The 25,416-nt window shown below is 65.0% G+C and carries 23 protein-coding genes; 13 read left to right on the top strand and 10 right to left on the bottom strand.

Annotated features, from left to right (window positions below):
* Positions 1 to 8: 8 nt before the first annotated feature.
* From QA645_RS20545 to QA645_RS20535, 3 genes are all read right to left on the bottom strand, one after another.
* Complete coding sequence (locus QA645_RS20545; RefSeq protein ID WP_283052647.1) at positions 9 to 1,220, bottom strand: MFS transporter; 1,212 nt, start codon at positions 1,218 to 1,220, stop codon at positions 9 to 11.
* The gene (gene kdsA, locus QA645_RS20540) at positions 1,220 to 2,071 is read right to left on the bottom strand and encodes a 3-deoxy-8-phosphooctulonate synthase (RefSeq protein WP_283052645.1); all 852 of its coding nucleotides are present in this window, start codon (positions 2,069 to 2,071) and stop codon (positions 1,220 to 1,222) included. Before kdsA ends, QA645_RS20545 begins: the two co-directional genes overlap by 1 nt.
* A gap of 126 nt (positions 2,072 to 2,197) precedes the next feature.
* Positions 2,198 to 2,524, bottom strand: a complete 327-nt coding sequence (locus QA645_RS20535; RefSeq protein ID WP_254131747.1) for an NIPSNAP family protein — start codon at positions 2,522 to 2,524, stop codon at positions 2,198 to 2,200.
* 173 nt (positions 2,525 to 2,697) lie between these two features.
* Here QA645_RS20535 and QA645_RS20530 point away from each other — a divergent pair, with 173 nt between their 5' ends.
* The 4 genes from QA645_RS20530 to QA645_RS20515 all read left to right on the top strand — a co-directional run bounded on the left by QA645_RS20530 (position 2,698) and on the right by QA645_RS20515 (position 7,357).
* Positions 2,698 to 3,372, top strand: coding sequence for a response regulator transcription factor (locus QA645_RS20530; RefSeq protein WP_254131748.1), 675 nt, complete (start codon positions 2,698 to 2,700; stop codon positions 3,370 to 3,372).
* Positions 3,369 to 4,745: a HAMP domain-containing sensor histidine kinase gene (locus QA645_RS20525; RefSeq protein WP_283052643.1), complete on the top strand. Its 1,377-nt coding sequence runs from the start codon at positions 3,369 to 3,371 to the stop codon at positions 4,743 to 4,745. The genes QA645_RS20530 and QA645_RS20525 overlap by 4 nt, the downstream gene beginning before the upstream one ends.
* 111 nt (positions 4,746 to 4,856) lie before the next feature.
* Positions 4,857 to 5,492: an rRNA adenine N-6-methyltransferase family protein gene (locus QA645_RS20520; RefSeq protein WP_254131750.1), complete on the top strand. Its 636-nt coding sequence runs from the start codon at positions 4,857 to 4,859 to the stop codon at positions 5,490 to 5,492.
* Between the two features lie 206 nt (positions 5,493 to 5,698).
* On the top strand, positions 5,699 to 7,357 hold the full coding sequence (locus QA645_RS20515; protein ID WP_283052641.1) for a hypothetical protein: 1,659 nt from the start codon (positions 5,699 to 5,701) through the stop codon (positions 7,355 to 7,357).
* 45 nt (positions 7,358 to 7,402) lie between these two features.
* Here QA645_RS20515 and QA645_RS20510 read toward each other — a convergent pair whose 3' ends face one another.
* From QA645_RS20510 to tpiA, 3 genes are all read right to left on the bottom strand, one after another.
* Positions 7,403 to 9,034, bottom strand: coding sequence for a CTP synthase (locus QA645_RS20510; protein ID WP_254131752.1), 1,632 nt, complete (start codon positions 9,032 to 9,034; stop codon positions 7,403 to 7,405).
* Between the two features lie 166 nt (positions 9,035 to 9,200).
* A complete protein-coding gene (secG, locus tag QA645_RS20505; protein ID WP_254131753.1) occupies positions 9,201 to 9,590 on the bottom strand; it encodes a preprotein translocase subunit SecG in 390 nt (129 codons plus the stop codon).
* Between the two features lie 138 nt (positions 9,591 to 9,728).
* Positions 9,729 to 10,484, bottom strand: coding sequence for a triose-phosphate isomerase (tpiA, locus tag QA645_RS20500; protein ID WP_283052636.1), 756 nt, complete (start codon positions 10,482 to 10,484; stop codon positions 9,729 to 9,731).
* Between the two features lie 222 nt (positions 10,485 to 10,706).
* Between tpiA and QA645_RS20495 the strand changes: the two genes are divergently transcribed.
* The 4 genes from QA645_RS20495 to moaC are packed head-to-tail and all read left to right on the top strand — an operon-like array spanning position 10,707 to position 15,003.
* Positions 10,707 to 12,605 (top strand): SurA N-terminal domain-containing protein, encoded by a 1,899-nt coding sequence (locus QA645_RS20495; RefSeq protein ID WP_283052634.1) that lies wholly within the window; start codon positions 10,707 to 10,709, stop codon positions 12,603 to 12,605.
* Between the two features lie 14 nt (positions 12,606 to 12,619).
* Positions 12,620 to 13,633 (top strand): anthranilate phosphoribosyltransferase, encoded by a 1,014-nt coding sequence (gene trpD, locus QA645_RS20490; RefSeq protein WP_283052632.1) that lies wholly within the window; start codon positions 12,620 to 12,622, stop codon positions 13,631 to 13,633.
* Between the two features lie 7 nt (positions 13,634 to 13,640).
* Positions 13,641 to 14,462 carry an indole-3-glycerol phosphate synthase TrpC gene (gene trpC / locus QA645_RS20485; RefSeq protein ID WP_283052630.1) on the top strand — a complete coding sequence of 274 codons (822 nt, stop codon included), beginning with the start codon at positions 13,641 to 13,643 and terminating at the stop codon, positions 14,460 to 14,462.
* A 1-nt stretch (position 14,463) separates the two neighbouring features.
* Positions 14,464 to 15,003: a cyclic pyranopterin monophosphate synthase MoaC gene (gene moaC / locus QA645_RS20480; protein ID WP_283052628.1), complete on the top strand. Its 540-nt coding sequence runs from the start codon at positions 14,464 to 14,466 to the stop codon at positions 15,001 to 15,003.
* Positions 15,004 to 15,012: 9 nt separating this feature from the next.
* Here moaC and QA645_RS20475 read toward each other — a convergent pair whose 3' ends face one another.
* On the bottom strand, positions 15,013 to 15,177 hold the full coding sequence (locus QA645_RS20475) for a Flp family type IVb pilin (RefSeq protein ID WP_283052627.1): 165 nt from the start codon (positions 15,175 to 15,177) through the stop codon (positions 15,013 to 15,015).
* Positions 15,178 to 15,497: 320 nt separating this feature from the next.
* On the opposite strand from QA645_RS20475, the gene QA645_RS20470 reads away from it, so the two are divergent.
* Complete coding sequence (locus tag QA645_RS20470; RefSeq protein ID WP_283052625.1) at positions 15,498 to 18,218, top strand: EAL domain-containing protein; 2,721 nt, start codon at positions 15,498 to 15,500, stop codon at positions 18,216 to 18,218.
* Positions 18,219 to 18,262: 44 nt separating this feature from the next.
* On the opposite strand, the gene QA645_RS20465 is transcribed toward QA645_RS20470, so the two are convergent.
* Together QA645_RS20465 and QA645_RS20460 are read right to left on the bottom strand one after the other, a co-directional pair.
* Positions 18,263 to 18,628 carry a hypothetical protein gene (locus QA645_RS20465; RefSeq protein WP_283052623.1) on the bottom strand — a complete coding sequence of 122 codons (366 nt, stop codon included), beginning with the start codon at positions 18,626 to 18,628 and terminating at the stop codon, positions 18,263 to 18,265.
* Positions 18,629 to 18,696: 68 nt separating this feature from the next.
* Entirely contained in the window at positions 18,697 to 20,289 is a 1,593-nt protein-coding gene (locus QA645_RS20460) for a tyrosinase family protein (protein ID WP_283052620.1), read from the bottom strand.
* A gap of 430 nt (positions 20,290 to 20,719) precedes the next feature.
* Between QA645_RS20460 and QA645_RS20455 the strand changes: the two genes are divergently transcribed.
* On the top strand, positions 20,720 to 21,475 hold the full coding sequence (locus QA645_RS20455; protein WP_283052615.1) for an SDR family NAD(P)-dependent oxidoreductase: 756 nt from the start codon (positions 20,720 to 20,722) through the stop codon (positions 21,473 to 21,475).
* 80 nt (positions 21,476 to 21,555) lie between these two features.
* On the opposite strand, the gene QA645_RS20450 is transcribed toward QA645_RS20455, so the two are convergent.
* A complete protein-coding gene (locus tag QA645_RS20450) occupies positions 21,556 to 22,890 on the bottom strand; it encodes a S41 family peptidase (protein WP_254131764.1) in 1,335 nt (444 codons plus the stop codon).
* 290 nt (positions 22,891 to 23,180) lie between these two features.
* Here QA645_RS20450 and QA645_RS20445 point away from each other — a divergent pair, with 290 nt between their 5' ends.
* The 3 genes from QA645_RS20445 to QA645_RS20435 all read left to right on the top strand — a co-directional run bounded on the left by QA645_RS20445 (position 23,181) and on the right by QA645_RS20435 (position 25,260).
* A complete protein-coding gene (locus QA645_RS20445) occupies positions 23,181 to 24,308 on the top strand; it encodes an alpha-hydroxy acid oxidase (protein ID WP_283052612.1) in 1,128 nt (375 codons plus the stop codon).
* Positions 24,309 to 24,312: 4 nt separating this feature from the next.
* Complete coding sequence (locus tag QA645_RS20440; RefSeq protein ID WP_283052610.1) at positions 24,313 to 24,939, top strand: HAD family phosphatase; 627 nt, start codon at positions 24,313 to 24,315, stop codon at positions 24,937 to 24,939.
* Between the two features lie 135 nt (positions 24,940 to 25,074).
* On the top strand, positions 25,075 to 25,260 hold the full coding sequence (locus tag QA645_RS20435) for a hypothetical protein (protein ID WP_254131767.1): 186 nt from the start codon (positions 25,075 to 25,077) through the stop codon (positions 25,258 to 25,260).
* Positions 25,261 to 25,416 lie beyond the last annotated feature (156 nt).

Genomic DNA, 25,416 nt, shown 5'->3' with positions numbered 1-25,416 from the left:
TGCGGCCCTCAGGCGCGCGCATCGGACGGTGCCCGCGGCTTGAGCAGCGCAGCGCAGGCTAGGCCCAGCAGCACCATCAGCACGGCACTGGCGACCAGGGTCGGTGCCTTGCCCGTGTGGGCAAGCCCGAACCCGTAGGCGAGCGGGCCGACCGTCTGGCCCATGAAGAAAAAGAACGAGTGCAGCGACATCGCCGTCGCCCGCGCCTCGACCGACAGTTCGCTGGCGAACACCTGCAGGCAACCGTGGATCATGTAGAAGCCCCAGCCCATCAGCAGCATGATGGCGAACTGGACTTTCCAGCCGGGCCCAAGGGCGAGTGCTGCGAGCTGGAGCGCGACGAGGCTCGCGCCTGCGATCATCATGCCCTTGACGCCCAGCCGCGGCAGGAAGCGCGAGACCGTGAACGTGTAGAAGAGACCGCCGACCGCGAAACCCGCGATCACGATGCCCGCGATCGACAGCGAGGTCTCGCCGAGATCGAATAGCAAGGCGGCGATGAAGGGAAACAGGCCGAACACGCAGCAGCCCTCGACGAACACGGCCGAATAGCAATAGCGCGCGTTGGGATTGGCGAGGATGGTGCGATAACCCTGCCGCAAGGTCTTCAGATCGCTCTTCGGCGGCGCCGTCAGGGCGGCGCCACGAAAGCCCGCCGCGACCGCGACGGCGGCGATCAGCCCGAGCGCGCCGATGATCACGAGCACGCCGCGCCAGCCGACGAGATCGCCGATGATGCCCGAGGCGGTCGCGCCGAGCAGATTGCCGGTCATCGAACCCGCCAGCGTGCGCCCGATCGCCACCTGTCGCTTCGCCGGCGCGACGAGGTCCGCGGTGAGGCCGAGCGCAACCGGAAACACGCCGCCCGAGGCAATGCCGGCGAGCATGCGGCTCGCGAACAGGCCCGAGAAGGATGTCGAGAGCGCGCCCAGAATGCAGGCGACACCGAGCAGCGCCAGGCACAACGTCATCAGCCGCGCCTTGCCGAACAAATCGGCCGCAGCGCCGACGAGCGGCTGGATCAGCGCGTAGATCAGGGCATAGCCGGCCGCGATGCTCGCCGCGGTCGTGATGCTGATCGAAAATTCCTCCGCGACATGCGGCAGCACCGGATCGAGCGCGCGCGTGGACAACGCCGCCGAGAAGCTCGCAAGCGCGATGATGTTGATCGCGGGTGGAAACTTCTGGTCGGACGACGGCCTGGCCACGGGCTCGTGCATCAGTGCGCTTGGCCCTTGCTCACCGCATCGAACGCCATCAGCTTAGCGATGAGCCCTTCGAACTCGCGCAGCGGCACCATGTTCGGACCGTCGGAAGGCGCGCGATCGGGATCGGGGTGAGTCTCGATGAAGACGCCGGCGACGCCGACGGCGACGGCCGCGCGCGCCAGCACCGGTACGAATTCGCGTTCGCCGCCGGAGGAGGCGCCCTTCCCGCCCGGCTGCTGCACCGAATGGGTCGCGTCGAAGATCACCGGCGCACCGGTCGTGCGGGCCATGATCGGCAGCGCGCGCATGTCGGAGACCAGCGTGTTGTAGCCGAAGGAGGCGCCGCGCTCGGTGACGAGCACGTTGGGATTGTTGGCGCTGGTGATCTTGGCGACGACATTCGTCATGTCCCAGGGGGCGAGGAATTGCCCCTTCTTGACGTTGACGACCTTGCCGGTTGCGGCCGCGGCCAGCAGCAGATCGGTCTGCCGGCACAGGAAGGCCGGGATCTGCAGGATGTCGACGGCCTGTGCGACGTCGGCGCATTGCGCGGCATCGTGCACATCGGTCAGCACCGGCAGGCCGAGCGAGGACCGGATCTCGGCGAAGATCGGGAGCGACTGCACCAGGCCGAGGCCGCGCTGCGCCGAGGCGCTGGTGCGGTTGGCCTTGTCGAAGGAGGTCTTGTAGACGAGGCCGATCTTCAGCCGCGCGGCGATCTCCTTCAGCGCGGAGGCGACCTCGAGCGCGTGCTGACGGCTTTCGAGCTGACACGGCCCGGCAATGATCGAGATTGGCAGATCGTTGCCGAATTTGACCGTGCCGACGCTGACGACCGGAGCCGCGGATGATGAAGAGTTCAAGGCCAATTCCCTCGTTTCGCCGCGACCATAGCGGTGATGAGGGGCCGATCAACCCCATTCGGCCCGGGCTATCAGAATATCAGGGTTGCGCGGGAAGTCCCCGTCGCAACCCATGCCGGACGGGCGCTATTTCACCGACGAGAAGGCGGTCGGCGTCAGCAGCTGGCTGACGATATTGTCGATGATCTGGCCGTCCGCTTCGCTCTCGGCGCGGGCTTTCATCCAGTCGGGGTCCGTCATGAACTTGCCCCACTTCGCCTCACGGTCGGCAAGCGACTCCCAGGCCAGGAAATAGGTCAGCTGCTGGTTGGATGCACCGATCAGCGTCGTAAAGAAGCCGGCCTGCTTGATACCGTGCTTTTCCCACAGCTTCAGCGTCACCGTCTCAAACCGCTTCAGCAGCGCCGGCAGGCGGCCGGGCAGGCAGTGATAGACGCGCATCTCGTAGATCATTGTTGTTTTGCTCCCTGAACAGGTGCGGCGGTTATAGCGGCCGGCCCTGAGGCTGTCTTGGGCCCTGCCCAGCCGCCCCCCGCGGCGTTTCGCGCATGGCTGGATCATTTCCCGCAATGCTGCCGTAATGATCGGGCCGCTAGAAGGGCTCAATGCGGTTGAGGTGCCGGATCATGCGGATTTTGCTCGTCGAGGATGAGGCGGAGATGGCCACAGCGCTTTCGTCGGCGCTGCGGCGCTACGACATGGTGGTGGATCACGCCCCCACGCTTGCGGACGCCGAGGAAGCGATTTCCGCCGACGTCCATGCCGCCGTCCTGCTTGACCGCCAGTTGCCCGACGGCGACGGCCTCGCCCTGATCCCGAAGCTGCGGGCACGCGCCGACGGCGTGCCGATCATCGTCTTGACCGCACGCGGCGAGCTTGCCGACCGCATCGCCGGGCTCGACAGCGGCGCCGACGACTATCTCGCCAAGCCGTTCGCCGTCGAGGAATTGCTGGCGCGGCTTCGTGCCGTGCTGCGGCGGCCCGCGGGTCTGTCTCCCGACGTGATCCGTGCCGGCCGCATCGCCTTCGATGTCGGCCACCGCGAGGCCAGCATCGACGGCCAGCCGTTCGAGCTGCCACGTCGCGAGCTGCTGGTGCTCGAAGCCCTGATCCGCCGAATGGGCCGCACGGTGCTGCGCTCGGCGCTCGAAGAGGCCGTCTACAATTTTGACGACGAGATCCAATCGAATGCGCTGGACACGCATATCTCGCGGTTGCGGCGCAAGCTCAGCGATGCCGATGCCGGCGTGGAGATCCACGGCATTCGCGGCGTCGGCTATCTCCTGAAGAAGTTGCCATGAGCAGGCACGACGATCCCTATTGCCTGCGCTCGCGATTGAGCTGGCGCCTGCTTGCGCTCCAGGCCGCACTGTTGCTGGCGCTGGTTACCGTCGTCGTCGGTGCGCTCTGCGCCTCGGGCTTCGTGCTCGCCGAGCGCGACGAGGATCGCGTCATCGATGTCGTGCAGCGCGCGCTCGCGCATAATGCGGACGGCGACCTGATCCTGCGGTCGACGCCCGATTTGAAGCAGCTGCGTGCTGAAACGTCGGACCTCTGGTTTCTGGTCCGCGACCGGCAAGGACATTCCCTGACCGAAGGCGCCGTGCCGCCGGAATTCGCGGCGATCGGCGGCGGCCTCGACCAGATCAGCCAGGCGCGGCTCGGCTGGCAGATGTTCGAGGACGATCCACGCAAGCCGGCGGCGCGGCTGAAGCGCGTCGAGACCGACGCCGGCAATGTGCAGATCATCACGGCGACGCAGGGCCGGCTGACCGGGGCCAAGGCGCTGTTGATGACCTCGCTGGCGTTTCTCGGCATCGCCCTGCCCGGTCTGCTCGTGATGGGTACCGCGACCTTCATTGCGACGCCGATGATCGTGCAACGGGCCTTCAGGGGGTTGGATACCACCGCGGATCAGGCGCGGCGCATCGACATCCATCAGCGCGGCGCGCGGCTGTCGGTGGAACGAATTCCGCTGGAGGTCGTGCCGCTGGTCACTGCGGTCAACGACGCGCTGGCGCGGCTCGACCAGGGCTATGCCCGTCACAAGCGCTTTGTTGCGGATGCCGCGCACGAATTGCGCACGCCGATCGCGATCCTGAACACGCGGCTGGAATCGCTCCCCTCCGGTCCGGACAAGACCCGGCTGCTGGAGGACGCCGCGCGGCTGGCGACGCTTGCCGAGCAATTGCTCGACATCCAGCGGCTCGACCGCTGCGGTCATCCCTTCACGCGCATCGATCTCGTCGCGATGGCGCAAAGCGCGGCAGCCGACCTCGCGCCGCTCGCGATCGCCGCAGGCTACGAGCTGGCGCTCGATGCGCCCTCATCACCGATCGAGACGATCGGCGATGCCGCCGCGCTGGAGCGCGCGCTGACCAATCTCGTGCAGAACGCGATCCAGCACGGCCCTCGCCGCGGCACGATCGGCATCCGCGTGAGCAAGCCTGCCTGCATCGAGGTCACCGACGAAGGCGCCGGCATTCCACGCGATCAACGCGAGCAGATCTTCGAGCCGTTCTATCGCCTCTCGCCGCTCGATCGCGGCGCCGGCCTTGGTCTCAACATGGTGCGCGAGATCGTGCTCCTGCATGGCGGGCAGATCTCGGTCACCGATGGCATCGACGGCGGCACCTGCTTCAGAATGACGCTGCGGCCAGGCCCGCAGATTTGATTCAATCCGCGTTCGCGGCTCACTGCGCAATGCTGTCGCAATCTGCTCCCGCGACAGTGCATCCGCCTCACCTCTGATCCCAGGAGGCGCCATCGAGATGCCGGAGTGCGCATGCCCAACGATTTCCTCTCCTTCTTCCTGTCCTGGATGTCTTCCCCGCGTCGGGTCGGCGCCATCGCGCCATCGGGTGCGGCGCTCGCCGATCTCATCACGCGCGAGATCACCGAGAAGACCGGCCCGATCCTCGAACTCGGTCCAGGCACCGGCGCGTTCACCTACAAGCTCCTGAAGCGCGGCGTCAGGCCACAGGATCTCACGCTGATCGAATACGGCTCGGACTTCATGAAGCTCTTGCAGATGCGCTTCCCCGGCGCGCGCGTGCTGTGGATGGATGCGGCGCGGCTGGCGACGGAGCGGCTCTATGACGGCGCGCCCGTCGGCGCGGTCGTGAGCGGACTGCCGCTGCTCAACATGTCGACGCGCAAGGTCATTTCGATTCTCGGCGGCGCATTCAGCTATGTCCGCCCTGGCGGCGCCTTCTACCAGTTCACCTACGGAATGAGCTGCCCGATCCCGCGACCGGTGCTCGATCGTCTCGGCCTGCGCGCAACGCTGGTGGACCGCGCCTTCCTGAACGTGCCGCCCGCCGCCGTCTACAAGCTGACGCGTCGGCCGCAGATGACGCTCGTTGCGGGATCGCTGGCGCCGGCGATTTCACCGCCGGTCTCAGCGGAAGCGGATTGTTAAACCGGCCGCCTCCCCGATCGCAACGCTTCGCGCAGAGCTTACCCGGACGTGGGCGCGAAAGACGCAAGGCAAGCACGGGCTCAATAGCGCCCGGCCACTGTTCTTGATATTGTCGCGGCGCGGTCTTCCGTCGGCCGGCGCGGACGCCCAAGGTACGCCCAAGGCAAACGGCGGCGCGGCCGACACGATCAAGGGAGGCAAAACCAATGACCTATTTTGATCTCGGACCGTACAGCCGCAAAATCACCACGTCGTCCCCCGATGCCCAACTCTGGTTCGACCGGGGGCTCAACTGGGTGTTCGGTTTCAACCACGGCGAAGCGATCAAGTGTTTTCGCAAAGCGCTCGAATCCGACGGAAACTGTGCGATGGCGCATTGGGGCATCGGCTACGCCGCCGGCCCCAACTACAACCTGCCCTGGGTTCGCTATGACGCACACGGCCGGCAACTGGCACTCGCGGCATCTTACGACGCGACGCAGGGGGCGCTCGCGCATGCGGGCAAGGCAAGCGCGATCGAGCAAGCACTGATCCGTGCCTTGTCTGCGCGCTATCCCCAGCGCGATGCAATCGACGACATGGCGCCGTGGGACAAGGCCTTCACGCACGAGATGCGCAAGGTCTTCAAGACATATTCCGATGATCTCGATGTCAGAGCCATCCTCGCCGAAGCGATCATGAACGAGACGCCATGGCTGATGTGGGACCTCGCCACCGGAAAGCCCACCGCGGGAGCGGGCACCGAGGAATGCAGGGCGGTTCTCGAACAGGCTTTCGACAGGATGCCGGCTGCGTGGGATCACCCAGGGCTGCTGCATCTCTACGTTCATCTCATGGAGATGTCGCCGGTCCCGCAACGGGCGATGCGGGCCGGTGACCGGCTGCGTGCGATCATGCCCGACAGCGGGCATCTGATCCACATGCCGACGCATCTCGATGTGCTGTGCGGGCAGTATAACGACGTACTGCTCTATAACCAGAAGGCGCTGGCGACGGATCGAAAATTCCTCGCTTATTCGGACGATCCGGGTGTCTATCTGGTCTACGTCATTCACAATTTCCACTTCGCAATCTACGGTGCGATGTTCCTGGGCCAGTACGCTCCCGCCATTGCGGCAGCCGAGGAACTCATTGCGAGCGTGCCCGAGCCGGTGCTGCGCGTTCAGTCGCCGCCGATGGCGGACTTCCTGGAAGGCTATCTGACGATGAAGCAGCACGTTCTCGTGCGCTTCGGCAAATGGAACGACATCATTGCTCAAAAGCTGCCGGAGGATCGCGAGTTGTACTGCTCGGTGACCGCCATGATCCACTACGCCAAGGCGGTGGCTCACTCGGCGCTTGGCCACGTCACTGAGGCCGAAAACGAAAAGGCACTGTTCACGCAGGCGAAGACGCGGGTGCCGGAGAGCCGGCTCGTGCACAACAACAAGGTCGTGAACCTGCTCGCCGTGGCCGAAGCCATGCTGAATGGCGAGCTGGAATATCGCAAAGGCAACTACGACATGGCATTCGCGGAGCTGCGCAGTTCGGTCGCGCTCAGCGACGCCCTGCCCTATGACGAGCCCTGGGGATGGATGCAGCCGCCGCGCCACGCACTCGGCGCGCTGCTTCTGGAGCAGGGCCGGATCGAGGAAGCCGAAGCGGTGTACCGTTCCGACCTTGGCCTCGATGGAAAGCTAAGCCGTGCCTGTCAGCATCCGGACAATCTGTGGTCGCTTCACGGATTGCACGAGTGCCTAGTGCGGCGCGGCGACAAGGCCGAGACACCGCTGATCAGGCAGCGGCTTGATCTCGCTCAGGCGCGGGCGGAGTTCCCGATCAAGGCGTCCTGCTTCTGTCGCAGGATGGACATCGCGGCTGCGTAGCGCGACCGCGCGAGTCAGAATGGTTTTTGGGAACAGCGGAGCCGGCTACACCAGCCGGCTCTGCTTCGCCGCCGCTGCGATGAACGAGGCGAACAGCGGGTGCGGCTCGAACGGCCGCGACTTCAGTTCGGGGTGGAACTGGACGCCGATGAACCAGGGGTGATCCTCGTACTCGACGATCTCCGGCAGCACGCCGTCGGGCGAGAGCCCGGAGAATTTCAGGCCGTGCTGCTCGAGGCGGTCCTTGTAGGCGGTGTTGACCTCGTAGCGATGGCGATGGCGTTCCGAAATCTCGGTCGCGCCGCCATAGACCTGCGAGACGCGGCTGCCGCGATTGAGCGCGGCGGGATATGCGCCAAGCCGCATCGTGCCGCCGAGATCGCCGGCCTGCGAGCGCTTCTCGAGCTCATTGCCGCGCAGCCATTCCGTCATCAGGCCGACCAGCGGCTCCTTGGTCGGACCGAACTCGGTGGAGTTGGCCTCCTCGATGCCGACGAGGTTTCGCGCCGCCTCGATGACAGCCATCTGCATGCCGAAGCAGATGCCGAAATACGGCACGTCGCGCTCGCGCGCGAACTGCGCCGCCTTGATCTTGCCTTCCGCGCCGCGCTGGCCGAAGCCGCCCGGCACCAGGATGCCGTTGACGTGCTCGAGGAACGGCGCCGGATCTTCCTTCTCGAAGATCTCGCTCTCGATCCAGTCGAGATTGACCTTCACCTTGTTGGCGATGCCGCCATGCGAGAGCGCCTCGATCAGCGACTTGTACGCATCCTTCATGCCGGTGTATTTGCCGACGATGGCGATGGTGACATCGCCCTCGGGATTACGGATACGCTCGTTGATCTGGTGCCAGCTCTTGAGCACCGGCGGGATGCGCGATTCGATGCCGAAGGCGGCGAGCACTTCGTCGTCGAGGCCTGCCGCGTGATAGGCTTCGGGCACGGCGTAGATGCTGTCGGCGTCGCGCGCCTCGATCACGGCACTCTCGCGCACGTTACAGAACAGGCCGAGCTTGCGCCGCTCTTCCTTCGGAATCTCGCGATCGGTGCGGCAGAGCAGGATGTCCGGCTGGATGCCGATCGAACGCAGCTCCTTCACCGAGTGCTGCGTCGGCTTGGTCTTCAGTTCGCCCGCGCTCGGGATGTAAGGCAGCAGCGTGAGATGGATGTAGATGGCGTGATCGCGCGGCAGCTCGTTCTTGAGCTGGCGGATCGCCTCGAAGAACGGCAGGCCTTCGATGTCGCCGACGGTGCCGCCGATCTCGACCAGTACGAAATCGTAATCGTCATTGCCGGAGAGGACGAATTCCTTGATCGCGTTGGTGACGTGCGGCACCACCTGGATGGTCGCGCCGAGATAATCGCCGCGGCGCTCCTTCGAGATGATGTCCTGGTAGATGCGCCCCGTCGTGATGTTGTCCTGCTTTGTCGCAGGCCGCCCGGTGAAGCGCTCATAGTGACCGAGATCGAGATCGGTCTCCGCGCCGTCATCGGTCACGAACACTTCGCCGTGCTGATACGGCGACATCGTTCCGGGATCGAGGTTGAGATAGGGGTCGAGCTTGCGGAGGCGGACCTTGTAGCCCCGGGCCTGCAGCAGGGCACCGAGTGCCGCTGAAGCCAAACCCTTGCCGAGCGAAGAAACCACGCCGCCGGTGATGAATATGTACCGCGCCATGGGACCTAACCTCTAATCCCTCGAATCCGATTCGCCAAAGCGATTCGTATTCCGCCCCAAAGAATCTGCGGGCCTGTGGGTGAGCCAAAACTAAGTGTGGTGACAGTGCCTTGATGGGGATTGTTGATGCAGGACGGTAGCCTCCGCCCTGCATGGCCCCCCTGCTTTATTGCGAGCGAGGCACCTGCGGGCCGCTCGGCGCTGCCGGGGCCTGCTGCTGCTCGTCCGCCTTCTTCAGCGTATCCAGAATACCGCCCGACGTCGGCGCGGTGATCGGGTTGGCGCCGCCCGGCTGGGTCTGCGACGCCGGTGTGCCGATGATCGAGGACGGCGCGCGGTTGTAGCCGGCGTACCAGGACAGGAACAGGCTGGTCAGGAAGAACCCGGCAGCCAGGATCGCGGTGGTGCGCGACAACAGATTCGCGGTGCCACGGCTCGACATGAAGCCTGCGCCTCCGCCCATGCCGAGGCCGCCGCCTTCCGACTTCTGGAGCAGCACGGCACCGATCATGACAGCAACGATCATGAGGTGGATGACGATGACAACAGTCTGCATAGTATCCTTCCGTCACAAGCCGACAGCGCCGAGACGGCGGCCGATCGCGCTTCGCGGGTTTTCCTGAAGTTGCGCGGTGTTACACGATCGGAAGTGGCTTTGCCACCCCCGATCGGACACGGCCGCGCTTTCACTTAGCTAGGGGCAACCTTTGGCGATCGCAAGGAAATCGGCTGCTTTCAGGCTGGCACCGCCGACCAGCGCGCCGTTGACGTTTTTGACCGCCATCAGTTCGGCCGCGTTCGACGGCTTGACCGAGCCGCCGTAAAGAATCCGCATCGCCGCCCCATCCGCCCTAAACCGGGAGGTCAGGAGTTCCCGGATAAAGCCATGAATCTGCTCGACATCCTTGGCCGTGGGGGTCAGGCCCGTGCCGATCGCCCAGACCGGCTCATAGGCCACGACCAGGTTGGCGGCCGTGGAGCCGTCGGGAAGCGAGCCGTTGAGCTGGCCGCGGACGATGTCCAGGGTCTGGCCGGCATCGCGCTGGGCCTGCGTCTCGCCGATGCAGACGATTGCGACCGCTCCGGCACGCCAGGCCGCTTCCGCCTTCTGCCGGATCAGCGCGTCGCCCTCGCCGTGGTCGGCGCGACGCTCCGAATGGCCGACGATGATGGCGGTCGCACCCGCATCCGCCAGCATTTCGGCCGCGATATCGCCGGTATGGGCGCCGGAGGCCTTGGGATGGCAATCCTGGGCCCCTACGGCCACTTTCTTGCCGCGCGCCTTGTCCGCAAAAGCCGCGATCAGGGTCGCCGGCGGGCAGACCAGCAGGTCGGCCTTGCCGGCCACCTCTGCCGCGCCATTGAGCATGGCGTCGAATTCGGCGGCCGCGGCCTTCAGGCCGTTCATTTTCCAGTTGCCGGCAATCAGCGGTCGGATGGCGTCGGTCATGTCAATGTCCAGCAAATTGAGGTTTGTGCATGCGCTAGCAGAGGTACTGCCGCAGTTCCAGAGACCAGGGACCTTTAACCGCAGATTCGAAGGCCGGCCTGACCTGAGGTTGCGGGGGGAAAGGTGCCACTTTATGATGGCATATCAATTTGGTGACGCGCTTCTGCGGAATCTGCATTAAGACGCGCTCCCGTTCCCCTCCTGCCAAACAAGTTGGACCAAATGCTTCGAGGAATGCGCAAGGCCTCATCAAACTGGGTCGGCAAGACCATCATGGCCGTCGTGATGGGCGTGTTGATCATCAGCTTCGGCATTTGGGGTATCGCCGACATCTTCAAGGGCTTCGGCCAGTCCACGGTGGCCAAGGTCGGCCACACCGAGATTTCGCTGAACGAGTTCCGCCAGATCTACACCGACCGGCTCCAGCAGATCGGGCGCCAGTTCGGCCGCCCGCTGACGCCCGAACAGGCGCGTGCATTCGGCCTTGACCGCCAGGTGCTCCAGCAGACGATCGCGGAAGCCGCCCTCGACGAAAACGCGCGGCGGCTCGGGCTCGGCCAATCCGATGAGCAGATCCGCGAACTCATCATGAACGACCCGAACTTCAAGGGCGTCGACGGCAAATTCGATCCGAACCGCTTCCAGGGCCTGATCCGCAATTTCGGCTACACCGAGCAGCGCTACGTCGCCGAGCAGCGCAAGGTGGCGCTGCGCCGGCAGATCACCGGCACGATCGGCGCCGGCCTCGAGCCGCCGAAGGCCATGCTCGACGTCGCAACCCGCTTCCAGAACGAGCAGCGCGCGATCGAATTCGTCCGGCTCGACACCGCGCAGGCAGGCACGATCGACCCGCCCTCGCCCGAGGCCCTCGCCGCCTATTTCGAGGACCACAAGGTCCAGTTCCGCGCGCCCGAATATCGCAAGGTCGTCTTCGCCGTGATCTCGCCCGAGGAGATCGCCAAGTGGAGCGACGTCTCCGATGACGACGCGAAGAAACTGTTCGATCAGCGCAAGGACCAGCTCTCCACGCCGGAGAAGCGCCAGATCCACCAGATCGTGTTCCCGAACGTTGCCGACGCGCAGGCCGCGCGCGAACGCCTTTCCGGCGGCCTCTCCTTCGAGGACCTCGGCAAGGAGCGCGGATTGAGTGCCACCGACGTCGATCTCGGGCTCGTAGCCAAATCCGCACTCGAACCCGCCGTCGGCGATGCCGCCTTCGCGCTTCCCGCAGGCGAGATCAGCCAGCCGATCCAGGGCCGTCTCGGCGTCTCGATCGTCAAGGTCGACAAGATCGAGCCGGGTGCCGAGGCCGACTACGCCAAATTTGCCGCCGACGTGAAGCGCCAGATCGCGGCCGAGCGCGCGCGCGTCAAGGTCGGCGAGCTCCGCGACAAGATGGAAGACGAGCGCGGCGCCGGCACCAGCGTCGCCGATGCTGCGCAGAAGCTCGGGCTCACAGCCGTGACCATCGATGCCGTCGACCGCTCCGGCCGTGCGCCGAACGGGCAGACCGTTGCCAACATTCCGCAGGGCCTCGACGTGGTGTCGCAGGCCTTCAACAGCGACGTCGGCGTCGACAACGATCCGATCTCGTTCAAGAACGGCTATGTCTGGTACGACGTGCTCGCCATCACGCCGTCGCGCGACCGCAACCTCGACGAGGTTCGCGACCAGGTCGAGGCGCGCTGGCGCCAGGACCAGATCGCCACCAAGCTGAAGGCCAAGGCGACCGAGATGGTGCAGAAGCTCGAACAGGGCGGCAAGCTCGCTGACGAGGCGGCTGCGATCAACGCCAAGGTCGAGACCGCGAGCGGCTTCAAGCGCGACGACGCACCGGCCGGCGTGCCCGCGAACATCGTCGCGGCCGCTTTCCGCACCGCCAAGGATGGCGTCGGACAGGCGCCCGTGACCGGTGGCAGCGAAGTCATCGTCTTCCGCGTGACCGACATCGTCGATCCCGCGGTCGATACCGCCTCCGACGCCGTCAAGAAGATGAAGGACGGCATTGACCGCTCGCTGACCGACGAGCAGGTTGCCTCCTACGTCAACAAGCTTCAAACCGACATCGGGACCAGCATTAATCAGGCCGCCTTCGCGCAGGTGACCGGCGCGAACCAGTGAGTTGAAAGCACGCGATGGACGACCTGAAATCGATCATTGGAAAAGTGGCGACCGGCGCCAGCCTGTCGCGTGACGAAGCCGCATCCGCCTTCGACGCCGTGATGTCCGGCGAGGCCACGCCCTCGCAGATGGGCGGCCTGTTGATGGCGCTGCGCGTGCGCGGCGAGACCGTGGAGGAGATCACCGGCGCGGTCGCGGCGATGCGCTCCAAGATGCTCACAGTCGACGCGCCCGCGGACGCCGTCGACATCGTCGGCACCGGCGGCGACGGCTCCGGCTCGGTCAACGTCTCGACCTGCGCGTCGTTCATCGTCTCGGGCACCGGCCTGCCGGTCGCCAAGCACGGCAACCGCGCGCTGTCCTCGCGCTCGGGCGCGGCCGACGTGCTGGCCTCGCTCGGTGTGAAGATCGACCTCAAACCCGAGCAGGTCGGGCGCTGCGTGCGCGAATGCGGCATCGGCTTCATGTTCGCGCCAGCTCATCATCCTGCGATGAAGAACGTCGGCCCGACCCGGGTCGAGCTCGCCACCCGCACGATCTTCAACCTGCTCGGACCCCTGTCCAACCCGGCGGGCGTGAAGCGGCAGATGGTCGGTGTGTTCTCGCGGCAATGGGTGCAGCCGCTGGCGCAGGTGCTGAAGAATCTCGGCTCCGAATCCGCCTGGGTGGTGCACGGCTCCGACGGGCTGGACGAGATCACTCTCACCGGCCCGACTTTCGTCTCCGCGCTCCACAATGGCGAGATCCGGAACTTCGAGGTGACGCCCGAGGATGCCGGCCTGCCGCGCTGCGAGCCCGGTGCGCTGAAGGGCGGTGACGCCGATGTCAATGCGGTCGCGCTGCAAAGCGTGCTCGACGGCAAGCCGAGCCCCTATCGCGACGTCGCACTCCTCAACGCCGCTGCCGCACTCATCGTCGCGGGCCGCGCCAAGGACCTCAAGGAGGGCGTCGCCATCGGTGCGAAATCGCTCGACAGCGGCGCGGCAAGCGCGCGGCTGAAGCATCTGATCGCGGTCTCGAACAGCTGAGCCTGTCATGTCTGATATCCTGACCAAGATCGAAGCCTACAAGCGCGAGGAGATTGCCGCAGCCAAGCGTGCTCAGCCGCTCGCGGCAGTGGAGGCAAAGGCCAAGGCGCAAGGCGCGCCGCGCGGCTTCGTGCGCGCGATCAAGGCCAAGCATGCCAATGGCGACTACGCGCTGATCGCCGAGGTGAAGAAGGCCTCGCCGTCCAAGGGGCTGATCCGCGCCGATTTCGATCCGCCCCTGCTCGCCAAGGCCTACGAGGCAGGCGGCGCGGCTTGCCTGTCGGTGCTGACCGACGCGCCGTCGTTCCAGGGCCATCTCGACTTCATGGTGACGGCGCGCGCGGCGACCTCGCTGCCGGTGCTGCGCAAGGACTTTCTGTTCGACACCTATCAGGTCGTCGAAGCGCGTGCCCACGGCGCCGATTGCATCCTCATCATCATGGCTGCGCTCGACGACGCCACCGCCAAGGACCTCGAGGACGCCGCAATCGCCTACGGCATGGACGTGCTGATCGAGATCCACGATCGCGCCGAGCTCGAGCGGGCGTTGAAGCTGCGCTCGCCGATGATCGGCGTCAACAACCGCAATCTGCGCACCTTCGAGACGACGCTCGCGACCAGCGAGACGCTGGCGCCGCTGATCCCTGCGGACCGGCTGATGGTCGGCGAGAGCGGCATCTTCACGCCGGCCGATCTCGCCCGGCTCGAAAGCGTCGGCATGTCGACCTTCCTGGTCGGCGAGAGCCTGATGCGGCAGGCCGACGTCACCGCGGCGACGCGCACGCTGCTCGCGCGCGAGACCAAGGCCCGCGCCACGGGCACGCGCTGATATGGCGCGCAAGCCGTCCAAGACCAAACCGAAGACCAAACCGAAGGCCAAGCCGTCGGACAAGGCGAGCCCTGCCCTCACCCATATCAGCGCCTCCGGCGAGGCGCGGATGGTCGACGTCTCGGACAAGGCCGCGACCGAGCGGCTGGCCGTCGCCGAAGGGCGTGTCGTCATGGAAAAGGCGACGCTCGACCTGATCGTCTCCGGCAATGCCAAGAAGGGCGACGTGCTCGGCACCGCGCGTATCGCCGGAATCATGGCGGCGAAGCGCACTTCGGAGCTGATCCCGCTGTGTCATCCGCTCGCGCTGTCCAAGGTCACCGTCGACATCGAGCCCGACGCCAGGCTGCCGGGCTGCGTGGTGCGTGCCAGCGTCAAGGTGACCGGCCCCACAGGCGTCGAGATGGAAGCCCTGACGGCGGTCTCCGTCGCCTGCCTCACCATCTACGACATGATCAAGGCGGTGGAGCGCGGCGTCCGCATCGAGGGCATCCAGCTCATCGAGAAGCTCGGCGGCAAGTCGGGCCACTACCGCGCCTGACCAAGGTTGCTACTTCAGCGACGAGCTGATCGAGCCGAATTTTGCACTGAGCTTGCTGCCCATGCCGTTGACGACGGTGATGATGGCGAGCGCGATGCCGGCGGCGATCAGGCCGTACTCGATCGCGGTCGCGCCGGATTCGTCGGCCCAGAAAATGTTCAAAGTCTTTTTCATGATCGTATCCTCTCCGCGTCGCTGTGAGCGCGGTTCGCCGGTCAGTTTGCAAATCGCGCGCCAGCGCGGCAGCGAGGACCGTCAACACGTTAGATGGTTAAGCACGGGTTGACGTCGCCGTGACCGGCAAGAACTGTCCGGCATCCCGATCGGCGCAGGCAAAACCTGCACACCTCTCGCCGTGCGCATCGATCGCATTTGTATGTTGCGGTTTATGTCGCGTTAACCGCGCTTCCTAACGTCGCCTCCACATCGATCCCGTAAACCGACGGATGTTACGGGGGTCGTGAATTGACCCTGACGTGTGTACGGCAATCGACATGATAACGAGATACGGCAGTCGCCTCCTCGACCAGGCCTTCGTCCGCAGCGGACCGATCCGCTGGCTGGTGGTGGGCGGTACACTCCTGATCGCTGCGATCGCCGTCGGCGCGGTGCTGATGGCGCAGAATTTCCGCGAGCGCGCGCTACGCAATTCCGGCCGCGAGCTGGAAAACACCGTGCTGCTGCTCGCCCACCATTTCGATCAGCAATTGCAGGATTTCGCGGTCATCCAGAAGGATTTCGTCGGCCATGTGCGCGCGACCGGAATCACGACCGCGGAGGACTATCGCAGGCGCCTCGCCGGCCAGGATGTGCACCAGATGCTGCGTTCGAAGATCGAGGCGCTGCCTTACATCGGCGGCGTCAACATCATCGACGCCGATGGCAATGTGATCAACTCCTCGACGACATGGCCGGCCCCGAAGGTCAACGTGGCCGATCGGGCCTATTTCCGCACTTTCCGCTACGATCCGCAGGCGCCCGACGTGCTGATCGAACCGGTGTACAGCCGCATCTCCGGCGCCTGGACCATCCTGATCGTGCGCAAGGTCATGGGAGCGCACGGCGAATTCATGGGTGTTGTCGGGCGCGGCATCGAGCCGGCCAATTTCGAGAAGTTCTTCGGGTCCGTCGCGCTCGGCGAAAGTGCCACGATCTCGATGCTGCACCGGGACGGCACCCTGCTTGCCCGCTTCCCGCATTCCAACGAAATGATGGGGCACAATTTCAGGAACGGCACGTTCGAGCAGCAGAAGGTTTTCGCGCTCGATCACTTCGCCGGACGCTTCGTGAGCCCGGTCGACGGCGAGGACCGGCTGGTCTCGGCGCGGGCCCTGCCACACTTCCCGATCCTGATGATGGCGACGACCACGCGCGCAGCGGCGCTTGCCGACTGGCGCGAGCAGATCGGCATCCTGATTTCGGTCGCCGGCGCGTCTGCGCTCGCGATCGCCGGCCTCTTGATCGCGATCGTGCGCAAGCTGCTGGCACAGCACCGCATGTCCCGTGAGCGGCTGACGCTGGAGAAGCAGCGCCTCGACCGCGCCGTCAACAACATGACCCAGGGCCTGCTGCTGTTCGACGCCTCGCAAAAGCTCGTGATCTGCAACCAGCGCTACATCGAGATGTACGGCTTGTCGCCCGAGATCGTGAAGCCCGGCTACAGCTTCCGCGACATCATCCTGCACCGCAAGGCCACCGGTTCATTCCCGGGCGACGTGGAGCAGTATGTCGCGCGGGTGCTGCGTGACATCCACGTGCGCAACTCCATGGTGGTCGAGACCGGCGATGGCCGCGCGATCCAGATCGTCAACGAGCCGCTCGGCGACGGCGGCTGGGTCGCGACCCACGAAGACATCACCGAACGTCGCCGTATCGAGGAGCGCATCACCCATCTCGCGCACTACGACGCGCTGACCGACCTGCCGAACCGCGCCATGTTCCACGAACATCTGCGCGGAGAGCTTCTCGCCATCGTCGACGGCGAAGAGCTCGCAGTGCACTACATCGACATCGACGAATTCAAGGGCGTCAACGACGCGCTCGGCCATCTCGTCGGCGACGAGCTGTTGAGGTCGGTGGCGGAGAGCCTGCGCGCCTGCGCCGGCCCCTCCGATTTCGTGGCGCGGCTCGGCGGCGACGAATTTGCGATCGTGCAGAGCGCCGTGACCTCGCAGGACCAGGTCAACGAGCTCGTTGCCCGCGTCTTCGCGGCGATCCGCACGCCGTTCGACTGCATGGGCCATCATCTCACTACCGACGCCAGCATCGGCATTGCGCTGGCACCGGGACACGGCACCGCGCTGGACCAGATCCTGAAGAACGCCGACATGGCGATGTACGCCGCCAAGTCCGCCGGACGTCGCACCTTCCGCTTCTTCGAGCCGGAGATGGACGCCAAGGTGCGCGAGCGGCGCCAGTTGGAGATCGATCTGCGCCACGCCATCGCTTACGGCGGCCTCGAGGTCTATTACCAGCCCTGTCTCAGCCTCAAGGACGACCGCATCACCGGCTGCGAGGCGCTGGTGCGCTGGCACCACCCCGAGCGCGGCATGGTTTCGCCGGCTGAGTTCATCCCGATCGCCGAGGATACCGGGCTGGTCAACGAGATCGGCGAATGGGTGCTGGCGACTGCCTGCCGCGACGCCGCCGGTTGGCCCGACGATATCCGCCTCGCCGTCAACGTCTCACCGGTCCAGTTCAAGAGCGGCACGCTGGCGCTGAAGATCATGGCGGCGCTGGCCGCCTCCAATCTGCCGGCGAGCCGGCTCGAGCTCGAGATCACCGAAGCCGTGCTGATCCGCGACGACGAGACCGCACTTGCGATCCTGCACCAGCTCCGCGCCATCGGCGTCCGCATCGCGCTCGACGATTTCGGCACCGGCTACTCCTCGCTGAGCTATCTGCACCGCTTCCCGTTCGACAAGATCAAGATCGACCGCTGCTTCGTCAACGACATCGCCGGTCCCGACGGCTCCGCCAGCATCGTCCAGGCCGTGGTCAATCTCGCCAGCGCCCGCCGCATGGCGACCACGGCCGAAGGCGTCGAGACCGAGGAGCAGCAGCGGCTGCTGCGCACGCTCGGCTGCACCGAGATGCAGGGCTATCTGTTCAGCGCCGCAAAGCCCGCCGACAAGGTCATGGAGCTGTTCGCGCTCCATCGCAGCCGCCTCGCCCAGCGCGACGGCAACGAAGCCCGCCGCCGCGAGGCAAGCTAGCCGACCGGCGTGCCGCGGCGACCGCCGCAATTGCCGTCAGGCCATCAGGATATCTGCCTCATCGTCCCGTGGAATTTCGAGAAGTCAGGGCGAGCTTTGGCGTCTTTGGCATCCTTGGCGGGTTGCGTGATGTTCGTGATGATCGTGTTCAGCCTGTAGTCCTCGAGATGAACCACGGTCGTGCCATCGCGCTCCTGCCAGGTGACGAGGAAAAGCAGGTCGCGAATGGGTTCGACCGTTATGTCGACCGTCTCCGAACTGTCCGGGATCGGATTCCCGTTCGCGTCGAGGCCGACATAGGCCATCGACGTCTCGGACGTGAAGTCGAGTTGCACGCGAAAGTGACCACCGCTCGCCGAACTGAAGTCGACGATATACTTGTGACCAACCGCGGGAAAAACATCCGGCATCGTTCAATCCTCCGCAATGAGACATCGAGGCAATACCGCGATGTCTAAGCTGCCACGAAACCCGATAGCTATCGCAGCTCGACCTTGAAGGGCTTCTTCCCCGGAGCGGCCGTCAGCGATGCCATCGCGCGCGTCTGGGGACCGCTGCCAAGCAAGCCGTCGCGGGTGCGGACCTGAACCTCGATGTCGTCGGCGGTGATACGGGCTGCCGCCACGCCGAGCGACTGCGTGCTGATCGCCGCCCTGCCCTCGATATGGGTCTGGCAATTCGCGCAACCGTCGACGTGCCAGCGGCTCAGCACCGCTTCGGTCCCGATATGCTGCCGCTGTCCATCGACATTGGCGAATGCGCTGATCAGAAACGAGCCGCGGATGCGCGCACGATTGAGGCCGCGCACACTGATCGTTCTGCCGCTGCCGGCGGCGCTGGCGGCGGCCGCGAGCAAGGCATGCGGATCGAGCGAACCGGGGCCGTAAGTATATCCCAGCTGCGTCTCGATATTGATGCAGTCCTGCGACGTGTAGGGACGCTCCTTGCCGCGCTCGGTCAGCTTGAACGGATCCAGCGGGGATTCCAGCGTCAGCCAGGAATTGGCCGCCGTGCCCGGCGTCGGCCCCTGGCTGTCGACGGAATTGGTGCCGGGATATTGCGGGATGATCTCGAGTTTGTCGGTGAACCCGTTCTTCTTCTGCCACAGCCAGAACACGCGATCGACAAAGCAGTGATGGAAGAAGAAGATCGGATCGAGACCGGCGGTGTCGTTCTCGCCCATGTCGCCATTCGCCCCGTCGATCGGAGAGGCGTCGAAAATCTTCGGCAGATCGAAACCACCGACGGCGAGATGGATGCTGTTGTGCGGGCTCTCGATCGGAACGATGCGCTGCCCGTGGTCGTCGAACCATTGCGCCGCGGACGTCGTGTTGGAAAACACCGTGTAGTTCGGTGCGTTCAGACACGCCGTGTATTTGTCCTTCACATGCCCGCCGCCGACGGGCTTGCCATCGACGATGACGGTCTCGGACAGCCAATTGCGGACGTTGTCGTTGAGCAATCCCACATTGGTGTCGTAGTTGGGAAACTGCGCGTTGTGAGCCGCCGTCGCCGCCTTATCCGCGTCCGTCCCGACCAGCCCCGACAGCGGATAGCGCACCGTCTCGTATCCCTCGGGCTTGCTGTAATCCGCGTCAGGGATCGGACTGAGATGATCGACGATGCCTCGCGGAAACACGAACGAGCGCAACGGGTTTGGAATCGTCTGGCCGTCCAGGACGAAGTCCTTCTGGGTGAGCGCGCTCGGAATCCCGTTGGTCGTCGACGCGGTGCTGGTCTCGTCCCAGAACGGCAGCGTCACGTCGGCGCAGCCCGGAATGCTTCTCAGCGCCTCTTCCAGTTTCACCAGGTAGACACGGTGCCAGGTCGGAAACAGGATGTTGCCGTGATTGCAGTAGCCGCCCCAGTACTGCGAGTTGCCCCAGCCCGCGCCGCGAAACGGCTCGCCGTGATAGCCACCGAGCACGAAGAATGATCTGGGATCGTCGGGCGGCAGCTCCTTGATGCCCTTCCAGGCCCGCATCACGTCTTCAAGCGGCTTCTTGTTACCGTTGTTGTACTCGTCCTGGAGATCCTGGATCGAACGACGGACTCGCAGCGTGGCGCTCATGGCTTTTGCTCCCCAGACAGGCCAAGCGTTATCCTCGCACCTCGGATTGCATCGTAAATCATCTACTGAAGGTTGAATAGTAAATACTTCTCGACCAGAGAGCCGACGCGCCGTTCTGTCGCATCCGGCCTTCCCGCTTGACGACGAGGACCGGCCCGGATACGTCCGTCCCTGCAGCTGCCATCATGGTGCTGCCGTAGGCGTTACCGTCATCCAACGCGTCCTTTGTCGAGAGGATCCCAGCAGGGAGATCTCGATTCACGAGACGCCACGGTCATGCCATCACTTCCCCGCCTTGCGGTCGCTCAACCGTCCACGACGTCCCATCCTGCAGGGCTTGCCCGCGCCGGGATGTTTGCCGTCGTGCCGGGATCGTCCGCACGCGCACTTGCTGGATTGCCGTGGTCCTCAACTCCATTGAGAGGCAACCATGAAGATGACTGGCAATACGATCCTCGTCACCGGCGGCACCAGCGGCATCGGCCGCGCGCTTGCCGAAGCTTTCTACGACCGCGGCAATCGCGTCATCGTCGCGGGACGGCGACGGTCTCTGCTCGATCAGATCACGGCCGACCGTTCGGGAATTGTCGCCTTGCCGCTCGACCTCGACGATCCCGCGACGCCGTCGCGCCTTGCGGCTGAAGTTCGCGCGCGCTTCCCCGAGCTCAACATGCTGATCGCCAATGCCGGTATCTCCAAGGCGGAGGATATGACCGCCGATGACTGGAACGCTTCCGACGCCGAGGCGATGGTGGAGACCAACATCCTGGGCGTGCTGCGCGTGGCGGCGGCGTTTTTGCCGATCCTGAAGGCGCAGCGGAATGCGACGATCATGGTGACGAGCTCGAACCTCGCCTTCGTGCCGCGCGCCGACTTTCCGACCTACTGCGCCAGCAAGGCGTTCCTGCATTCCTGGCTCCAATCGCTGCGCCATCAGCTGCGCAACATCCCCGTCGATGTGCTGGAGCTTGCACCGCCCTATGTGCAGACCGAGCTCACCGGCGCGCAGCAGGCGAGCGACCCGCGCGCGATGCCGCTTCCCGCCTATGTCGCGGAGGTGATGCAGCTCCTCGAGCTCGCGGTTCATCCCCGCGGCGAAGTGCTGGTCGAACGCGATCGCGCGCGGCGCTGGGCCGAGCGCGAGGGCCGCTACGAGGCGACCTTTGCCGCGATGAACCCGAGCTGAGACGACGTCCCGAAACGAAATCGCCCGGGAGCGGCATCCGCTCCCGGGCGATCTCTGAAGGTCGCAAGGACCGTGAGAGATTAGTTCGGCACCGTGGCCTTCGGCGCCGGCTTCGCGGCCGCCGCGTTCACGGTGACGCCATGCAGGAAGTCATAGGCCGCGTGCAGCGCCTTGTCGTCCTTTTCTTCCGGCGGGACATAGGACTGCGATCCGGTCTGCTCGGTGCCGTCGGCGGCCTGCAGATGGCCGCGCATCTGCGACTCCGCGATAGTGTCGACGCGGCCTTTCAACTCGGGCGGCACGTCCTGGAGGATCTCGATGTCAGGCGCGATGCCCTGGGCCTGGATCGAGCGGCCCGACGGCGTGTAGTAGCGCGCCGTGGTCAGCGCCAGCGCGCCGTTGCCGGCGCCGAGCGGAATGATGGTCTGCACCGAGCCCTTGCCGAACGAGCGCGTGCCGATGATGGTGGCGCGCTTGTGATCATGCAGCGCGCCGGCCACGATCTCCGAGGCCGAGGCCGAGCCGCCGTTGACCAGCACCACAAGCGGCTTGCCCTTGGTGAGGTCGCCGCCATGCGCGGTGAAGCGCTGGGTCTCTTCCGGATTGCGGCCGCGGGTCGAGACGACCTCGCCGCGCTGCAGGAACGCACTCGACACCGACACGGCCTGGTCGAGCAAGCCGCCGGGATTGTTGCGCAGGTCCATCACATAGCCGGCCAGCTTCTCCTGCGGGATGTCCTTGGAGATCGAGGCGATCGCCTTCTTCAAGCCGTCGGTGGTCTGCTCGTTGAACGAGGTGACGCGGATGTAGCCGATGTCGCCTTCGACGTGGAAGCGGACCGGGCGGACATGGATGATCTCACGCGTGATCGCGACATCCATCGGCGCATCGGCGCCCTTGCGGATGATGGTCAGCTTGGTCTTGGTGTCGACCGGGCCCTTCATCTTGTTGACGGCCTGCTCGAGCGTCATGCCCTGCACGTTCTCGCCGTCGATCTTGCTGACGAGGTCGCCGGACATGAGGCCGGCCTTGGACGCCGGCGTGTCGTCGATTGGGGAAACGACCTTGACCAGGCCCTCCTCCATCGTGACCTCGATGCCGAGCCCGCCGAACTCGCCGGAGGTGGTCTCCTGCATCTCGGTCCAGGCCTTGTCGTTCATGTAGCGGGAATGCGGATCGAGCGAGGTCACCATGCCCGTGATCGCGCCTTCGATCAGCTTGGAATTGTCGGGCTTCTCGACGTAGCTCGCCTTCACCCGCTCGAAGACCTCTCCAAACAGGTTGAGCTGGGAGTAGGCATCGTCCGCGCCGGCTGCCGCCCGTGCCGCCCATAGTCCGCCCTGCGGACCGGATACGAGAAGGGTCAGGCATACTCCGGTAAGCGCGCCCAGGGGGAACAGCAGGGTTTTCCGCATGGAATGGTTGGCCTTTTCGCTTGGGACGGGACGCCACGCAAATGGCGATCCAGCCCGGTTCTCACAATACCATTCAGGTTTCTTCAAGGCCGGGCTGCCACGCCCGCGGGTATATCGCAAAAATCCCTTCGCCCTGGCCTAAACTTTTGGCAACGTTCCGAAACCATCGCCCGCCAAGCGGGAATCGATCGGCCGAGCCACGCTTCGCAGCTATGCGATTTTAGGATGGTTTTGGAGGGCCGAACGAGATACCCGATGACATAACGCTTCAAATTCTCGGGAGGATAACAATGAACGAAGCACTCCGGCCGGAACGGAATGTCGAACTCGGCGCCAGCAGCGAGCCGTTCCAGAACCTGCACGAATTCATCCGGAAGGCACGTTCCAACCTCAACCAGAACGCCTGGGACTACATCGTCGGCGCGGCCGAAACCGAAACCACGATGCGCCGCAACCGCATGGCCCTGGACGAGATCGCTTTCCGTCCGCGTGTGCTGCGCGACGTGCGCAAGGTCGACGGCTCGGTCGAGCAGTTCGGCCGCAAGATGCGCCTGCCCGTGGTGCTTGCGCCAGTCGGCGCGCTGGAAATCTTCGACCCGCACGGAGCCGCCAGCGTCGCGCGCGCGGCCGGCACCTTCGGGGCGTCGCACATGCTGAGCTCGGTCTCCGAGCCCGGGCTGGAGAAGACCGCCGAAGCCGCCCCCGACGCACTGCGCATGTACCAGCTCTACGTTCGCGGCGACGACGCATTCGTCGCCGACGTGGTCAGCCGCGCCGAGAAGGCCAAATACGCCGCCTTCTGCCTGACCGTCGACACCGCCCATTACAGCCGTCGTGAGCGCGACATCGCCAAGCGCTACGTTCGCGAGAGCCGGCTGCGCGCCACCGGCGGCGATTTCCAGAAGGGGCTGGAGTGGCGGACCGTGAAGATGGTCAAGGACAAGTTCAAGATACCGCTGATCCTCAAGGGCATCGCCACCGCCGAGGACGCGCAGATCGCGGTCGATCACGGCGTCGAGTGGATCTACGTCTCCAACCATGGCGGCCGCCAGCTCGATCACGGCCGCGGCGCCATGCATGTGCTGCCCGAGATCGTCGACGCCGTGAAGGGCCGCGCCAAGATCATGGTGGATGGCGGCATCTGCCGCGGCACCGACATCGTCAAGGCGATCGCGGCGGGCGCCGACCTCGTCGGCATCGGCCGGCTGCAATGCTGGGCCCTGGCGGCGGCCGGCGAGACCGGCGTGACGCGGATGCTCGAACTGCTCGAGGACGAGGTGCTGCGCTGCCTTGGGCTGCTTGGCGCCACCTCGTTCGCCGAGGTCAACAAATCCTGTCTGCACCAGGCCACCGCAACCAATGCACCGAGTGTGTTCAGCGCATTCCCGCTATTCGACCATGAACCCTACCGATACTGATAGAATGACATCGCTCTCACCCGGCAGCGCGGATGCGCTTCTGTTCGATCTCGGGCGCGTTGTGCTCGACATCGATTTCTCCAAGGCGATCGCCTGCTGGGCGGGACATGCAGGCCTCGAGCCCGAAGCCATCGTGACGCGCTATGAGCGCGACAGCGAGGCCTACCGGCTGCACGAGGTCGGCAGGATCAGCGACGAGGACTATTTCCAGTCGCTGCGCTCCTCGCTCGGCATCGGCATTTCAGATGCGCAATTCCTGGAAGGATGGAACGCGATCTTCGCCGGCGAGATGCCCGACATCGCGGAATTGCTGCCGCGCGCGGCGAAGCAGATGCCGCTCTACGCCTTCTCCAACACCAACCGCCCGCATGTCGACCATTTCTCGAAAGAGTATGCCGATCTGCTCGGTCATTTCCGCGCGCTGTACCTCTCCTCCAGCATCGGCCTGCGCAAACCTGATGCGGAAGCCTTCGACCACGTCGTCACCGCGATGGGGGTGCCCGCCAACCGGATCGTGTTCTTCGATGACCTCGCCGCGAACGTCGAAGGCGCCCGCGCCCGCGGGCTGAAGGCCGTGCATGTCACCTCGCCCCGCGACGTCGGCATGGCACTGAAGGCGCTGGGGATCTGACCGCCGTTTCCGGAGCAATTTCACCCGGACGAGGAACCAAACGGCTCTGTGCATTTTTATACGAAGTTCCGGGAACGGAATGCCCCCTTCCGGACTCTAGAGTCGGTTGGGAATTCTACGAACGGACGTATCATCGTGTTGGGCAAAACCTACCTCACCAAGCAGGCCTCCCTGCTGGTCAAATTCGCCAGGACCACCTCTGATTCCGAGCTTTCCGCCAAGCTGATGAGCAAGGCGGCTGATCTGAAGGCCCAGGCCGATCCGATGCCCGACAGGGATCAAGGGCCTCAAGCGCCCGACGTCAGTCCGGAGGGGACCTGAGGATGCTGGCCGTGGCTTCCATCATCCTCGTGCTTGCCATGGCTATCCTCCTGCCCGTCTATCTCGCCTTCCGGACCATGCCCCGGCGGACCTGATGCTCTCACTCCATCGCCGCGCGGGTGATGCAGGATCAATCATCCTGCGCGACCGTCGTTT

This window comes from Bradyrhizobium sp. CIAT3101, assembly GCF_029714945.1.
Classification (GTDB): domain Bacteria; phylum Pseudomonadota; class Alphaproteobacteria; order Rhizobiales; family Xanthobacteraceae; genus Bradyrhizobium.
The sequence above is the reverse complement of the archived record's forward strand: the minus strand, read 5'-3'. Positions and strand labels throughout refer to the sequence as shown.